The 15389-nt window shown below is 43.7% G+C and carries 18 protein-coding genes and 1 riboswitch; of the genes, 15 read left to right on the forward strand and 3 right to left on the reverse strand.

Translation table 11 applies throughout. The features are described 5' to 3' along the window. Position 1 precedes the first annotated feature (1 nt). Together xylB and xylE are read left to right on the forward strand one after the other, a co-directional pair. Entirely contained in the window at positions 2-1483 is a 1482-nt protein-coding gene (gene xylB, locus RZ44_RS01235; protein WP_035807599.1) for a xylulokinase, read from the forward strand. Between the two features lie 20 nt (positions 1484-1503). Beyond that, positions 1504-2946 (forward strand): D-xylose transporter XylE, encoded by a 1443-nt coding sequence (xylE, locus tag RZ44_RS01240; RefSeq protein WP_035807601.1) that lies wholly within the window; start codon positions 1504-1506, stop codon positions 2944-2946. A 41-nt stretch (positions 2947-2987) separates the two neighbouring features. Here the strand turns inward: xylE and RZ44_RS01245 are convergent, their stop codons facing one another. Genes RZ44_RS01245 through RZ44_RS01255 form a run of 3 tightly spaced genes read right to left on the reverse strand, consistent with a single transcriptional unit; the run spans position 2988 to position 5369 of the window. Continuing rightward, a complete protein-coding gene (locus RZ44_RS01245; protein WP_052108717.1) occupies positions 2988-3914 on the reverse strand; it encodes a DMT family transporter in 927 nt (308 codons plus the stop codon). Beyond that, positions 3907-4665: an ABC transporter permease gene (locus RZ44_RS01250; RefSeq protein WP_035807603.1), complete on the reverse strand. Its 759-nt coding sequence runs from the start codon at positions 4663-4665 to the stop codon at positions 3907-3909. The genes RZ44_RS01245 and RZ44_RS01250 overlap by 8 nt, the downstream gene beginning before the upstream one ends. After that, a complete protein-coding gene (locus RZ44_RS01255; protein ID WP_231856236.1) occupies positions 4665-5369 on the reverse strand; it encodes an ABC transporter ATP-binding protein in 705 nt (234 codons plus the stop codon). The genes RZ44_RS01250 and RZ44_RS01255 overlap by 1 nt, the downstream gene beginning before the upstream one ends. Positions 5370-5415: 46 nt before the next feature. On the opposite strand from RZ44_RS01255, the gene RZ44_RS01260 reads away from it, so the two are divergent. The 13 genes from RZ44_RS01260 to RZ44_RS01320 all read left to right on the forward strand — a co-directional run bounded on the left by RZ44_RS01260 (position 5416) and on the right by RZ44_RS01320 (position 15383). Beyond that, positions 5416-6264: a DUF72 domain-containing protein gene (locus tag RZ44_RS01260; protein WP_035807604.1), complete on the forward strand. Its 849-nt coding sequence runs from the start codon at positions 5416-5418 to the stop codon at positions 6262-6264. Between the two features lie 13 nt (positions 6265-6277). Further along, a complete protein-coding gene (locus RZ44_RS01265) occupies positions 6278-7099 on the forward strand; it encodes a sulfite exporter TauE/SafE family protein (protein WP_035807605.1) in 822 nt (273 codons plus the stop codon). Between the two features lie 11 nt (positions 7100-7110). After that, complete coding sequence (locus RZ44_RS01270; protein ID WP_035807607.1) at positions 7111-8430, forward strand: bifunctional metallophosphatase/5'-nucleotidase; 1320 nt, start codon at positions 7111-7113, stop codon at positions 8428-8430. Positions 8431-8473: 43 nt separating this feature from the next. Further along, positions 8474-8640: riboswitch (Lysine riboswitch) on the forward strand. Between the two features lie 74 nt (positions 8641-8714). Further along, complete coding sequence (locus RZ44_RS01275; RefSeq protein ID WP_035807609.1) at positions 8715-10298, forward strand: Na+/H+ antiporter NhaC family protein; 1584 nt, start codon at positions 8715-8717, stop codon at positions 10296-10298. Between the two features lie 54 nt (positions 10299-10352). After that, positions 10353-10700, forward strand: coding sequence for a YutD family protein (locus RZ44_RS01280; protein WP_035807610.1), 348 nt, complete (start codon positions 10353-10355; stop codon positions 10698-10700). Between the two features lie 59 nt (positions 10701-10759). Then, on the forward strand, positions 10760-11188 hold the full coding sequence (locus RZ44_RS01285; protein ID WP_035807613.1) for a DUF86 domain-containing protein: 429 nt from the start codon (positions 10760-10762) through the stop codon (positions 11186-11188). Then, positions 11181-11942: a TIGR01457 family HAD-type hydrolase gene (locus RZ44_RS01290; RefSeq protein ID WP_035807615.1), complete on the forward strand. Its 762-nt coding sequence runs from the start codon at positions 11181-11183 to the stop codon at positions 11940-11942. Before RZ44_RS01285 ends, RZ44_RS01290 begins: the two co-directional genes overlap by 8 nt. Before the next feature lie 97 nt (positions 11943-12039). Further along, positions 12040-12570 carry a biotin transporter BioY gene (locus tag RZ44_RS01295; RefSeq protein WP_035807617.1) on the forward strand — a complete coding sequence of 177 codons (531 nt, stop codon included), beginning with the start codon at positions 12040-12042 and terminating at the stop codon, positions 12568-12570. Between the two features lie 95 nt (positions 12571-12665). After that, on the forward strand, positions 12666-12908 hold the full coding sequence (locus RZ44_RS01300) for a NifU family protein (protein WP_026859969.1): 243 nt from the start codon (positions 12666-12668) through the stop codon (positions 12906-12908). A gap of 61 nt (positions 12909-12969) precedes the next feature. Continuing rightward, positions 12970-13215, forward strand: a complete 246-nt coding sequence (locus RZ44_RS01305) for a YuzB family protein (protein WP_035807618.1) — start codon at positions 12970-12972, stop codon at positions 13213-13215. A gap of 88 nt (positions 13216-13303) precedes the next feature. After that, positions 13304-13663: a HesB/IscA family protein gene (locus tag RZ44_RS01310; RefSeq protein WP_035807620.1), complete on the forward strand. Its 360-nt coding sequence runs from the start codon at positions 13304-13306 to the stop codon at positions 13661-13663. Between the two features lie 115 nt (positions 13664-13778). After that, the gene (locus tag RZ44_RS01315) at positions 13779-14990 is read left to right on the forward strand and encodes an NAD(P)/FAD-dependent oxidoreductase (protein ID WP_035807621.1); all 1212 of its coding nucleotides are present in this window, start codon (positions 13779-13781) and stop codon (positions 14988-14990) included. A gap of 69 nt (positions 14991-15059) precedes the next feature. Then, on the forward strand, positions 15060-15383 hold the full coding sequence (locus RZ44_RS01320; RefSeq protein ID WP_331709020.1) for a YuiB family protein: 324 nt from the start codon (positions 15060-15062) through the stop codon (positions 15381-15383). The last annotated feature ends 6 nt before the right edge of the window (positions 15384-15389 follow it).

Here is a 15389-nt window from a genome sequence, read left to right on the forward strand (position 1 = left end):
ATTGGAATACGTAATTGGCATTGATATCGGAACGAGCGGACTGAAGAGTATTATAGTCAGCAGTGACGGAGAAGTCGTCAAAAGCGACAAAGTTAAATACGATACTGTACATGAGAAAACGGGATACAGTGAAATGAATCCCGAAGAATGGTACGAAGCTGCAGCAGGAAGTCTCGGGCGTCTGCTCGGGACTGAATACGGCAGTAAAGTGACGGGTATCAGCTTTTCCGGACAGATGCACGGTCTTGTAATCGTCGACAAAGACGGTGAAGTTATCAGACCTGCAATTCTGTGGAATGATACGAGAACATCAGAAGAGTGTAAGGAAATCATTGAGAATATCGGTCTCGATAATCTGCTTGGTCAGGTTCAGAACACGGTACTCGAAGGATTCACACTGTCGAAACTGATGTGGGTTAAAAAGTATGAACCTGAAAACTATGCGAAGATCGACAAGTTTATGATGCCGAAAGACTACGTCATCTACCGTCTGACAGGTAATGTTTATGCAGAACCTTCTGATGCAGCAGGAACGGTAATGTTCGATGTGAAAAAAGGTGAATGGTCTGAAACATTGATGGAGCAGCTTGGAATAGATAAAAAAATCTGTCCCGAAGTAATTCCGTCACATGGCAAATCGGGTGTACTGGACAAAGAGCTGTTTAATCTTGAGCAGGAAATCACACTTTACCAGGGCGGGGCGGACAATGCCTGCGGTGCTCTCGGTGCGGGAATTACCGACTCATCCAGACAGCTTGTAAGTATCGGTACATCAGGTGTTGTTCTGTCTTCTGAGGAAGAAGACGATTTCCAAAATGACGGCTCGGTACATTACTTTAATCATTGTGTCAGCGGTCAGAACTACGTAATGGGCGTAACGCTGTCGGCAGGCTACAGTCTTGCATGGCTGAAGAAAACACTTGCTGATGAGCAGACATTCGCGGAATTTATGGAAGACGCAGAAACTTCACCACTTGGAGCAAAAGGGCTGTTATACACGCCGTTCCTTCTCGGTGAAAGAACGCCGCATAACGATGCGGAAATCCGCGGGAGCTTTATCGGTCTCGATGCGAACACAAATACTGCAGATATGAAGAGAGCAGTTATTGAGGGAATTACATTCTCACTTAATGAGAGCATTGAAATCATGCGTAAAAACGGCAAGGAAATCAGTAAAATTGTATCTATCGGAGGCGGCGCAGGGAACCGTCAATGGCTTCAGATGCAGGCTGATATTTTCGATGCTGAAATTATGACACGTACTGAAGAACAGGGACCTGCCTACGGGGCGGCAATGATCGCAGCTGTAGGTGAAGAATGGTTCGCAGATTTCTCGGTAATTACTGAGAAATGGATTGATTACAAAGAGACATTCACTCCAATTGCTGAAAACAAAGAACAGTACAGAAAGTTATTTGAATTATACAGAGAAGTTTATGAGAAGACGCAGGGGCTTACAGCAAAACTATTGGAATTTAAATAAAACTTTGGGGGTGTCATGTGATGGGGCCACATTATAATGTGAAGTTTTTAATCACTATGACGTTAATAGCAACACTTGGAGGATTACTGTTTGGATATGACACAGCTGTTATATCCGGTGCAGAACAATCCCTCCAAAAGTACATAACTGCCGATTATAATTCATTCATACACGGAGTCACTGTATCGAGTGCATTAATCGGGTGTGTTATCGGGGGATTGCTGTCAGGTAAAATTGCAGGGAAACTCGGAAGAAAGAGATCTCTTCAGCTTGCTGCTGTATTACTTGCAGCTTCAGCATTGCTTTCAGCATATCCTGAACTTCTGTTTTTCGAAGTCGGGGAAGCGAGTCTCGGACTTTTAATCATGTTTAACATTTACCGTGTACTTGGCGGTATCGGTGTCGGACTGGCATCGGCTGTTACACCGATGTTTATCGGTGAAATGGCCCCGTCAGGTATTCGCGGAAGGCTTGTATCATGGAATCAATTCGCAATCATCTTCGGTATGCTTGTAGTATACTTTGTAAACTACGGTATCGCCTTTGGAGAATCGGCAACGTGGATCGAAACGATGGGCTGGAGATATATGTTCCTGACAGAGGCAGTGCCGGCACTTCTGTTCTTCGTGCTGCTGTTTGCAGTACCTGAAACGCCGAGATACCTTGCACTTAACAAGCAGGATGACAAAGCGATGGCTGTGCTGAACAGAATTTATCATTCGGCAGACCATTCGAGAAAAGTACTTGCAGATATTATTAAAACGCGTAACCTTGAGAAAAACGTTAAGAAAACACCACTGTTTTCATTCGGTAAAAAAGTGATTTTTGTTGGTATTATGGTGTCAATTTTCCAGCAGTTTATCGGTATCAACGTAGCACTTTACTACGCACCGAGAATCTTTGAAGATCTTGGCGCAGGTGCTGATGCATCGATGGTGCAGACTGTAGTAATGGGTCTTGTCAACGTAATATTCACACTTGTTGCAATCAGATATGTAGATAAAATTGGAAGAAAACCACTTCTTATTATCGGTTCTATCGGGATGGCAATCGGTATGGGCGGGGTCAGCCTGCTTGCCGGATTTAACATCATCGGTATATCCACACTGATCTTTATCGTTATTTTCACAGCTTCATTCATGATGAGCTGGGGACCAATTACATGGGTTGTATTATCGGAAATATTCCCTAACAGAATCAGAGGCGGCGCTATGGCGATTGCAGTTGCTGTACAATGGCTTGCAAACTTTACCATTACTTCATTCTATCCGTATATGATGGAAGTCAGCGGAGCGATGACATACGGTTTCTACGGTCTGATGTGTGTTCTTTCCGGACTGTTCGTATGGAAATTCCTTCCTGAAACGAAAGGTAAAACGCTTGAGGAACTTGAGAATCTTTGGACGAAGAAAAAGGTTTCGTCGGATGAACTTGTTACAGATGCTGTACTTGAAACTAAATAATATAACAAAAAAATCTGTTCCCATCGCGGGAACAGATTTTTTTATGAGGTTTCGGCTTTTCTTGTACTGATAAATACCCCGACACCGAGAATCAGTATAATACCGGCGAACTGGTACAGTCCAAGCCCGACATTCAACAGGACAACCGAAGTCAGTACCGCCGATACAGGTTCCAGCAGTCCGAGTATACCGGCTTCTGTGGAGCTGATATATTTCATGCTTGTAATATACAGATAGAACGCGAGAGTTGTACCGAGCAGTATGGACAAGATTAAAACAATAATCTGCAAGGCAGTCCAGTCGAATGAAAAATCAAACATCCAGATCGGATGGACGAAGTTCATCAGAATACCGCCGGTCAGCATTGAACCTCCGACGAGCTGAAGCGGATGAACGACCTGCAGCAGCACGGGGGCATGAAGTGTGTAATATGCAAGTGCAACGCCGGATGCCAGTCCGAAGATCAGTGCAAGAGGTGAGACGGCAAGTGCGGTAATATTGCCATTTGTCGCAATCAGAATCACCCCGGCAATCATTGCAGCAATAATCAGAGCTTCTGCTTTCGTCCACGGTCTGTACTTTTTCATCACCGCATACAGAATAATATAAATCGGCCCCGTACATTGAAGTACAGTCGCAATGGCCGCGTTGCCGAAGCCGATTGCAGCCATAAACGTGTATTGTACCATCGTCATTCCGAAGATGGAGTAGATGGCGAACATCAGCACGGTATGTTTATTCCAGACAGTTCGATGTTTCCGGCGGAAAAATAAAGTGTATATAGATAATAAGATAATACCGCTGATTGTCAGTCTGGCTGTAACGTACCAGTTTACATCGACCGGTGTCGTTGTAAAAATAAAGTCGGAGGCTGTGCCGCCGATTCCCCATAGTGAGGCGCCGATAACAACAAAAATTAATCCTTTAATATGAAGAGAATTTCTCATAGCAGTCCTGCCTTTACTCATTTTTTAACCCCGTATACTGCAGACGGCTGTTAAACAGTTTGGGATAAGATAAATAACCGATCATGACAGAAGCGACAGTCGCGCTTGTCAGCAGAAGAAACAGAATTAAGAGCTGATATATGACCGCTTCCATCGGTGCGGCACCGCCGATGATGAGACCGCTCATCATTCCTGGCAGCTGGACCAGCCCAATTGTTTTCTGGGACTCTATCGTCGGAATCATACTCGTCTGTATTGCTGATTTTAAGCTCCGGGCAACAGCATCTTTCGGTTCACCGCCGAACGACAGAATCAATTCAATCATTTCTTCGCTGTTTTCAAGTTCATCGGTAAATTTACTGACGAACAGGAGTGAAAGAACCATACAGTTGCCGATAATCATTCCGCTGATCGGAATAATCTGTTCAGGGACAAAGTCCAGAATACCGGTCAACAGCATTATCACCATGGAAACCACTTCAACAGCCGTCAGCGTTAAAATAATAATCCATTTAATGCCGGGAATGCGCGTCCCTTTTTGAATAACATTCTGGCTCGCAGCAGCAATCATGACGATAATCATTAATATCATATAAATACTGCTGCTGCTGTCGAATACAAGTGTCAGTATCATACCGACAATCAGCAACTGTATGATGGAACGGACGGAAGCTATGACAATATCTTTAGTCAGACCGAGCTTCAGTACGACGGCAATGACGAGTGGAATAATAACAAAAATGCCGGAGAGCAGCAGTTCCTGAAAACCCATCAGCGTTCCCCCCTTAAAAATTGCTGTATAATTGTATTATCCGAACTGTACAGTGTGTCAATCGGGCCCTGCAGCAGCAGTTCGCCGCGGTGTAAGAACCATATATCATCACTGACGCGTTCGGCCTGTGCGAGGTCGTGTGTAATCCAGATAACCGTGAGGTTATGTTCCTGCTGCAGTTTTTGGACAAGACGTTCAATTTCCCGGACAAGTGTATAGTCGAGGCTCGATGTAATTTCATCCAGCAGCAGCACTTCCGGTTTTGACACAAACGTCCGGGCTAAGGCAATACGGCTTTTTTCACCGCCGGAGAGCGTACTGACTTTACGTTCGAGAAAACTCCCGTCGAGTTCGACCATACCGAGCAGTTCAATGGCACGGTCTTGTTCCAGTTCTTTGTTAAATATTTTAAGCGGCAGATTTAAATTATCGTAAACAGTACCGGAAAGCATCGGTGCACTTTGAAATGCCATGCCGGCTTTCTTTCTGAGTTTCACGATATCGGCGTCGTTGATGTTTTCTCCGCGGTAAAATACATCGCCGGAAGCGGGAGACAGGAGACCGTTAATATGTTTCAGGCATGTTGTTTTCCCGGCGCCGCTCGGACCGATAAATGTCGTGATTTTATTTTCACGGAAATAACCGGAAATGTTATGCAGTATATCCCGGTGACTGACATTTTTAAACTCAATAATCTCCATCATTCATATCCTCCAATGTAAATGTGCTAAAATGAAGTAAGGTGATTTAATGATTTATATAGGACTGACAGGGTGGGGCGACCACGACTCGCTGTACACCGAACTTTCAAATAAAAAAGATAAATTAATTACATACGCTTCGCATTTTCCAATCGTTGAACTTGATTCAACATACTATGCAGTACAGCGCCAGTCAACAATAGAAAAATGGTGCGATCAGACACCTGACACGTTTAAGTTCGCAGTCAAGGCCCATCAGTTTATGACAGGGCACAGCGACTACAGGGAACATTATGATTCCATACGTGATGTCTTCGATGCATATAAAGAGATGCTGTTGCCTATGTATGAGAGAAACAAGCTTGCATTTGTACTTTTGCAGTTCCCGCCGTGGCTTGACTGCACCAGTAAAAATATCCGCTATGTAAAATTTGCAACGGAGCTTTTGAAACCGTTCAAAGTGGCGGTCGAGTTCCGCAATCAGACGTGGTTCAGCGACGAATATAAAGAAGATACATTGTCGTTTCTTCACGACAGCGGCGTCATTCACAGTATTTGTGATGAACCGCAGGCCGGTATCGGTTCGGTACCGTTCGTTAACCGGATCACCGATAATACTGCGTTTATCCGGCTGCACGGCCGTAATGTTCACGGCTGGACACAGCAGAACAGAACGTCCGAAGAGTGGCGGGATGTCCGTTATTTATATGATTATAACAGACAGGAACTCGAGTGGTTACAAAAACAGATCGGCATATTACAGCATAAAACGAAAGATATCTATATCGTCTTTAACAATAACTCAGGGGGTCACGCGGCTGGCAATGCAAAACAGTTAATCAGCATGCTTAATATCGAATACAGCGGACTTGCGCCAAAGCAGCTGAAACTTTTCTAAGGGGCTGAGGTTCATGGAATTTATCGTGCTAATACTGATTGGTTTTCTATCTTCTGTACTGGGCTCGCTCGTCGGTATCGGCGGGGGTGTTATTGTCGTTCCCGCATTGATGTTCTTCGGGCTGACACTCGGGCTTCTGCCGGCCATCACGCCGCAGACAGCTGTCGGTACGTCGAGCATGCTGCTTATTTTTACCGGCATGAGCGCAATGATTTCCTATGCCCGGAACAAGCAGGTGGACAGGGAAAACGGCATACTGTTTCTGATTGGTCTGATGCCGGGGGCATTCGCCGGATCATACGCCAGCAGTTTGTTTACCGTGGACAGTTTTAACCTCTATTTCGGTATGTTTTTAATTTTTATCAGTATTCTTCTTGTAGTGAGAAATAAAATTAAGCCGATGAAAGTATTCCAGAATCCAAAATATTTAAAACCTCACCGCGATAACATGGGAAATGTGTATCATTACGGTTTCCCACCTTATCTCGGTATTGTAATTACGTTTATGGTCGGCTTTGTTACCGGCCTGTTCGGTATTGGCGGGGGTGTTCTGATGACGCCGTTAATGTTGATGGTATTCCGTATGCCGCCGACTATTGCCATCGGTACGAGCATGATGATGGTCTTTTTCTCCGGTGTGTCGTCAGCCTTCGGTCACGTGCTGCAGAATAACGTCGTGTACATGTATATACTGATGCTCGTTCCGGCAGCTGTAATCGGAGCGAATATCGGTGTGAAAATTAACCAGCGCTTCAGTTCGGACGGCCTGGTTGTTATACTCCGCACCGTTCTGTTTATGCTGGGTGTGTATTTAATCTTACAAACAATTCTTTAAGGAGTGCTCGTATGGAAGTGAAAATTTATCACACGAATGATATACACAGTGCATTACATAACTATATGAAGTTTACGAGCTTCATTAAAAATAAAAGACGCCAGTACATAGATAATATGTTCTATGTGGATATCGGCGACCATGTGGACCGTTCGCATCCATATACAGAAGCGACACTCGGAAAAGGTAATATCGATTTGTTAAACGATGCAACATGTGATGTGGCAACGCTTGGCAATAACGAAGGCATTACCCTTACAAAAGAGCAGCTGAAACATTTATATGACGAAGCGGACTTTGATGTGATCTGTGCGAACCTTCGCGAAGTCGGTTCCGGGGAGCCTTATTTTAAACCGTATACGATTAAGGAAATCAACGGCGTGAATATTGGCTTTATTGCTGCGACGGTTGAATTCACCCCGTTTTACCTGGCGCTCGACTGGGAAGTGGCGGATGCTTTTGACTGGATTGAAAAATACCTGCACGAATTAAAGCCTCAGGTGGATGCGGTTGTAATGATGAGCCATCTCGGCATGTACGATGATGAAACGCTGGCGAACAAATTTCCTGAAATCGATTTAATACTGTCATCCCATACGCATCATCATTTCGAACATGGTGACCGGGTGAACGGTGTACTGCTGGCTGCAGCAGGCAGATACGGTGAATATATCGGTGAAGTGACGCTCGAATTCGACGGCCGGTCACTCGTCGGGAAGAAAGCCGCACTGATTGAATCCGACATTTTATCACAGGTGGAGAATGATTATTACAATAAAGGCAAGGCGATACTTAAAAATACGGTCATAAAAGAAGATGCGCTGCCGATCGACCGGAGATTGTATTCGGCGGGGAAATTCAGTTCGCTGCTTGCCTACATTCTGAAAGATTTTACAGACAGTGATGCCGGTCTGATTCATACCGGTCTGATTGCGAGCCCGTTTGACGGCGGAGAGCTGACTGAGTATTCACTTCATAAAGTGCTGCCGCATGCAATTAACGCTGTGCAGATAGAGTTGACCGGACGCGAGATGAAAGAGATTTTTACCCAGGCCGCCCGGCACGAGTATAAAGATGAAATTGTCCGGGGACTCGGGTTCCGCGGCGATATTTTCGGTTGTTTTGTCACGAATAATATTCAGTATATCCAGTCGGAAAGGGAGTATTATATCGGCGGAAAACTGATCGAAGACCAGAAGAAGTATAAGCTTGGAACACTTGATATGTATACGTTCGGCAGAATATTTCCGCAGTTCAGATACTCGAAAAAAGACTATATTATGCCGGACCTTCTCCGGGACATTGTTAAAAACTATCTCGATGAACTGTAGTCATTTCCGGTATGGATATGCTATAATGAATAACAATTGAATAAATAAAAGTAGAGGTTGCACTTTTCAAGAGTAAAGTATTTTAGCAGGCATGCGTTTAAAAGATACTTAAAAGGGGAAAGTGCCGAAGAATGATACCGGCAGGTATATATTCTGGGGTTCAGTTTAACAGGCTGGGCACTGTCAGTAACATGATGCGCTACATTTAATAGGTAAATCATAAATGCGTGCACTGTTAGCGTATTTGTGATTTTTTTTATTGAAAAAAACTAGGAGGAAGAAACATGGAAGCATTTTTAAATTGGGAATACATGCCTTTAATCCCGCCGCTGCTTACGCTGCTGCTCGTCATTATTACGAGAAAAGTGGGAATCAGTTTAGGGGCAGGAATTATTACATCGGCATTTGTCATTGCGAATGGCCGGTTCGGTGAATTTTTCACACTGATTATCGATTCATTTCTGGCAATCTTTATTGAAGACGGCGGTCTGAACACGTGGAATGCATACATATTAATATTCTTAACACTTCTTGGGATTATGACGGCATTTATGAATATGTCAGGCGGTGCGCGTGCATTCACAAACTGGGCACTGACTAAAGTTAAATCCCGCCGCGGTGCAGGTCTCGTAACGGGACTGCTCGGGATTATCGTGTTTATCGATGACTATTTCAGTGCATTAATTGTCGGTCAGGTGGCAAAGCCGATTACTGACAAATATAATATTTCAAGAGCAAAACTCGCTTATCTTGTCGATACGACAGCATCACCGGTTGCAGTAATGGCGCCGGTATCCAGCTGGGGTGCGGGAATTATGGGTCTGACAGCACCGCTGTTAATCGGTGCCGGCATGACGCACATTTCACCATTCCAGAGTTTTATGTATATGGTACCGATGAACTTCTATGTCATCGCAGCAGTCGTTATGATGTTTATCGTTATTATCTTTAAATTCGATATCGGTCCGATGAGAAAACAGGAAGATTTAGCGATTAACGAAGGTGTTCTGCGTGACAAAGTTCCGGAGTTTGCTGAGCAGGATGAAGACCTGCCGGTTCATGAAGGATCGGGTGCAAGTGCATTAATCGTGCCGATTGTTGCTCTCGCACTGACTGTTATAGTTGCAATGTACATTACAGGCGCAATGGAAGGCGGGGACTGGAGCGTCTTCACAGTCATGGAAAACACGCTGATTACACATGCGCTGTTAATTGGTGGAATTGTCGGCCTTGTCCTGACGCTTGTCTACTACTTCAAACATACGAAAAATGATAATGATTTCAGCGGCAGACACATTCTGCTTGGAATCAAAACAGGTTTCCTTGCGATGTTCCCGGCGATGCTGGTATTAACATTCGCATGGATGATCGGCGGACTGATCAGTGAACTTGGTACAGGAGAACTGCTCGGTACAATGGTTGAGAATTCAAGTCTTTCTGTTGCGCTGCTGCCGGCTGTTATTTTTATCGTTGCATGTATTATGGCAATGGCAACAGGAACGAGCTGGGGTTCATTCGGTATTCTTATTCCGGTAGCGGGTGAAATCATTATTTCACTTGGTGAAACGGAGCTGTTACTGCCGACTGTCGCAGCTGTACTTGCAGGAGCGGTATTCGGGGACCACTGTTCACCGATTTCCGATTCGACGATTCTGTCATCGACAGGTTCCGGCAGTGACCACATCGTTCACGTTATGACGCAGCTGCCGTACTCGGTAATCAGTGCATTAATCGCACTTGCCGGTTTCGTTATTCTCGGTCTGACAACGAGTGTTATGTACGGTCTGCTCGGAGTACTCGGAGGACTGTTAATCGTGTTTGTGATCGTTAAATTTATCTACCGTCCGGTCGCTAAACAGAACGCATAATGGTAATTATTGTGATATTATAGAAGTATCAGTCTGATTAAAGGGTGTGCTTCTGTGATTACAATTGATCATATGAACTTTGAGCTCGTGGAAAATTACCGCGATGCATTTGATGAAAAAGTGTTTATTGAAAAGTACAGTGAACTGCTGAATAAGTATGATTATATTGTCGGCGATGTCGGTTATGAAAAACTGAGGCTTGCCGGATTTTATAAAAATTCAAAACGCAAAGTTGAGCCGGATAAACGGGTTAATGCGATCGAAGAGTATTTAAATGAATACTGCAACTTCGGCTGTGCGTACTTTATCTTAAGAAAAGTTTCGAAACAGGAATTAAAAGAACAGGCTGAAAAGTCTGTTCCGGAACCAACTGAAGAAGTTAATGAAGAGGCCGGGTCTTAGGACACGGTCTTTTTTGTTTATGATATGATAAGAGTGAATAATAATGATGGGGTGTAGAAATGTATTTTGTAGATAAAAACCTTTTAAACACGCGTCTCGACTATATTGAGGGACTGGCTGAAACTATTGATACCGGCAATGAACTCGCGCTCGAAAGAGCATGTCATATGCTCATTGAAGCGACTGTGGATGTCGGCAATATGATTATCGATGCATTTATATTAAGAGACCCGGGAAACTATCAGGATGTTATGGATATTCTCGCACAGGAAAAAGTAATCGATGCAGAAGATGCCGAAAAATTTAAAAGCACGTTCGTCTGGAGAAAAGAGCTGACAAGAAACTACCAATCAATCAAACATGAAGCAATGCGTGCGGAGTTTAAGAAAAACATCAGTGCGTATAAAAACTTTAAAGCGAGCATCGAACATTTTTATAAAAATGACCCGCAGGCGGTCACTGCATTCAGCGGAGAGTCGGATGTATAAAGGATATTTAATAGATCTCGACGGCACGATGTTTAACGGCGATGCTGTTATCGACGGTGCCGTCGATTTTATTGACCGGCTGAACACGGCCGGTATTCCGTACTTATTTTTAACGAATAATGCGACGAGACGTCCGTCGGAAATTCTCGGGAAGTTTGTGAGTATGGGATTTACGACGACAGAAAATCATATTTATACGTCAGCTCAAGCGATGAAAACGTATCTCGAAGCGGAGTTTGATGCACCGTCCGTGTATTTAATCGGCACGGACAGTTTTCGTGATACGCTGACAGAGGGCGGTACAATTACGCTGAATGATTCTGCACCGGATGCTGTTGTAATGGGGCTTGATACATCGATTACGTTTGAAAAAATTACAACTGCGTGCCGACTGATACAGACAGGTGCGCGTTTTTTGGCAACCAATCCGGATATAAAGATTAAAACGGATTTCGGTTTTTCACCGGGAAACGGTTCTTTCGTTAAACTGATCAGCGAAGTTACAGGTGTTGAGCCGCTCATTACAGGAAAGCCGAACCGTTATATTTTGGACGGTGCACTGAAGCGGCTGAATATGTCAGCTGACGATGTGGCGATGGTCGGGGATAATTACGACACAGATATACTGACAGGCATTAACGGCGGACTCTATACCATTCACGTCGGCACAGGCGTGCATACAAAAAGAGAAGTCATGATGAAAAATGTACCGCCGTCCCATACGGTGGATACACTTCTGGACTGGCAGTTATAATTCACCTGACGCTCGTGTTAACCGTAAATAAATTACGGTTAACACGAGCGTTTTTTTCTGTTATGATGTAAATAATCAAACAGACTGGAGTAACAATATGAAAACCAAACACCTCGTTTTTGCCGCATTGTTTACTGCGCTTATTGCCGTCGGCGCACAGCTCAGAATATCGCTCGGGCCTATTCCTTTTACATTGCAGGTGCCGATGGTGCTGCTTGCAGGACTGCTTCTCGGCAGAAAGCTCGGGTTGATAACAGTTACAGCATACATATTTATCGGCCTGATCGGTATTCCTGTATTTGCCGGTGCCGGAGGACCGGGCGCCTTCGTGTCGCCGTCGTTCGGCTTTGTGCTAGGATTTATACCGGGTGTCGTAATTACAGCGATGGGCGGCAACACTCAGCCCGTGCGCATGATGACTTTTACGATTCTCGGTATGTGTGCAATATTCATATGCGGTGTCGTTTACTTTTCATTTATTATGAACGCTGTAATCGGCACGCCGATGACACTTGTGGAAATATTAATGGCAGCAGTCGTGCCGTTTTTAATTAAAGATATAATACTTGCAGTGATGACGGTAATGTTTGCAAGAACATTGACAATGAGAGGGCTTCTGCTGACGTAAAAATAGGACTTTCAAATGATGGATTTTTAAGTGTATTTCTATTATAATATAGTGTATACAAAGTAATGCTCATAAATTGATTGGAGTGAACTCATATGGCAGTAAGTCAGGATACTATGTACGAACAAGTTGAAGAAGTATTAGATAAATTACGTCCATTCCTTCTGCGTGACGGCGGAGACGTTGAACTCGTAGATGTTGAAGACGGTATTGTGAAGCTCAGACTTCTTGGAGCTTGCGGAACATGCCCAAGTTCAACGATTACACTTAAAGCCGGTATCGAACGTGCACTTCTAGAAGAAGTACCAGGTTTTGTTGAGATCGAACAAGTGTTTTAAATCGCAACTAGAGACGTGCCGTCTCTAGTTTTTTTATTTATATAGGTGAGGAGAATGACCAATGTATACAATTGTCGAGTTTTGTAACGCCAATATGCAAAAAGGAACTCACGATGTGTATGCTCAGCTGGATGGAAATCCGGGAATCGATGTCGTCGATTATGAATGCACAAACAATTGCGGTTTGTGCAGTAAAAGTTATTTTGTTCTCGTAGACGGGGAAATCGTAGCTGCAAAAAACAGTGAGCAGCTGCTTGAGAAAACTTATAAGCGGATAGACAAAAATAATCAGGCATTAGATGAGTGAACTCATCGTTGGTGCTAATGTTTTACGTGTAGTATAATTAGGATATTGAGAATTATGTAACAAAGTATTAAGAACAGGAGTGATTTATATGTCATCGGTAACACTGACTGAAAGTGCAGCATACGAAGTAAAAGATATGCTGGAAGCAAATGACATGGCAGATGGTTTCCTGCGATTTAAAATACAGGGCGGAGGCTGTACCGGTTTAACTTACGGTATGGCTGCAGAAAGCGAAGCTACAGACAAAGATGAAGTGTTTGAATACCACGGTGTGAAAATGCTTGTAGCCAAGATGGACCTGCCTGTTGTAGACGGTACTGTAATTGACTTTAAACAGTCGCTTATCGGCGGCGGCTTCACGATTGAAAATCCGAATGCAAGCCTGTCATGCGGCTGCGGATCATCGTTTAGAACCGAAGCAAATGCGGGTGCTCCCGGGGACTGTTAAAATTCGTGGAAACGCTTGAAATATTACCATTTAGTGCTAATATAATACTTGGTATAGAAACTGGAACAACAGTTTAACAACATATAAAACTTTTTCGCAGGAAGGGAAATAAATTATGAGCTATGAAAGAAAAAAAATCCTGGTACTAGGTGCAGGTTACGCTGGCCTGTCTACAGTTGCAAAACTTCAAAAAATTATTGGAGTCCAGGAAGCGGACATCACTTTAATCAACAAAAATGAGTATCACTATGAATCAACATGGCTGCACGAAACGGCAGCAGGTTCTATGAACTGGGAAGAGGGCGTATACCCGATTGCTAAAGTTGTAGACAACATGAAAACGCGTTTCATCCCGGCTGAGGTTACGAAAATCAACCGCGATGAGCAGACTGTTGAAACGACTCAGGGTGTATTCGAATTCGATACGCTTGTAGTGGCACTTGGATTTGAAAGTGAATCATTCGGTATTAAAGGCATGGACGAGTTTGCAACGACAATCGTCAGCCCTCAGACTGCTGTTGAAACACGTGAAGAAATTGAAAAGAACTTTATCAATTATAAAACTTCAAAAGATCCTAAAGATCTTTCTATTCTTGTCGGAGGAGCAGGGTTCACAGGTGTTGAATTCCTTGGTGAGCTTGTTGAAACATTACCTGTACTATGTAAAGCACACGGTATTGACTACAACAACGTTAAGATTACATGTGTAGAAGCAATGCCTTCAATGCTTCCGATGTTCTCTGATGAATTAACTAAACACGCAGTTGATTTTCTTGAGGCACGCGGAGTTGAATTTATGCTCGGCACTGCAATTACTGCAGCGAACGAAAACGGATTCGTTGTTAAAGTCAACGACGAAGAGAAGCAGCTGGAAGCTTCAAGCGTAGTATGGACAGCGGGAGTACGCGGTTCACGTCTGATGGAAGAATCATTCGAAGGCGTTAAACGCGGACGCATCGTAGTTAAAGAAGATTTAACTATTGACGGCTATCCGAACATCTTCGCTATCGGAGACGTTGCAGCAGTTATGAACGGCACCGGCGAAAATGCCCGTCCGTATCCGACAACAGCTCAAATTGCGATGCAGTTAGGTGAGCACACTGCTAAGAATATTAAGCTTCAGTTAAACGGTGAAAAAACTGAAGGATTTGAATATGATGACAAGGGAACAGTATGTTCACTTGGTGCCAATGATGGTGTCGGTGTAGTTTTAGGCCGTGAAATCAAAGGTAAATCAGCAGCATTCATGAAGAAAGTCATCGATACACGTGCGGTACTTAAAATCGGCGGCATAGTATTAGGTGCAACAAAAGGTAAATTCCTGTAATTTAAAAAATCAGCATTATGCATGGGTATATATAATGCCCATGCTTTTATTTTTTTGGAGGCAACAATTATGACAATGAATATCGTTCAGCTGTTTATCTCTGTACTGCTGTACTTTGTCCTGTTTTACGGAATCAGCTTCATTCTGAATATGATTTTGAAAATGACATGGATTATGGCGTTCGTTTATCCTGTAATCGTACTGTGGATCATCGGCAGAGTCTCATTATTTGACTACATATCAAGTCCCGGTGAATCTTTCAATACATTGTGGGACAACATTATCGGAATATCGATGTTTGACATCGTGATTTTAGGCAGCGGATTTATCGGAATTATTTTAGCGGGCATGACAATACGCTACTTGAGAAAAGCAGGCTACCAAATGTTTTAGGGGGAA

It is taken from the genome of Jeotgalicoccus saudimassiliensis, assembly GCF_000756715.1.
Taxonomy (GTDB): Bacteria; Bacillota; Bacilli; order Staphylococcales; family Salinicoccaceae; genus Jeotgalicoccus; species Jeotgalicoccus saudimassiliensis.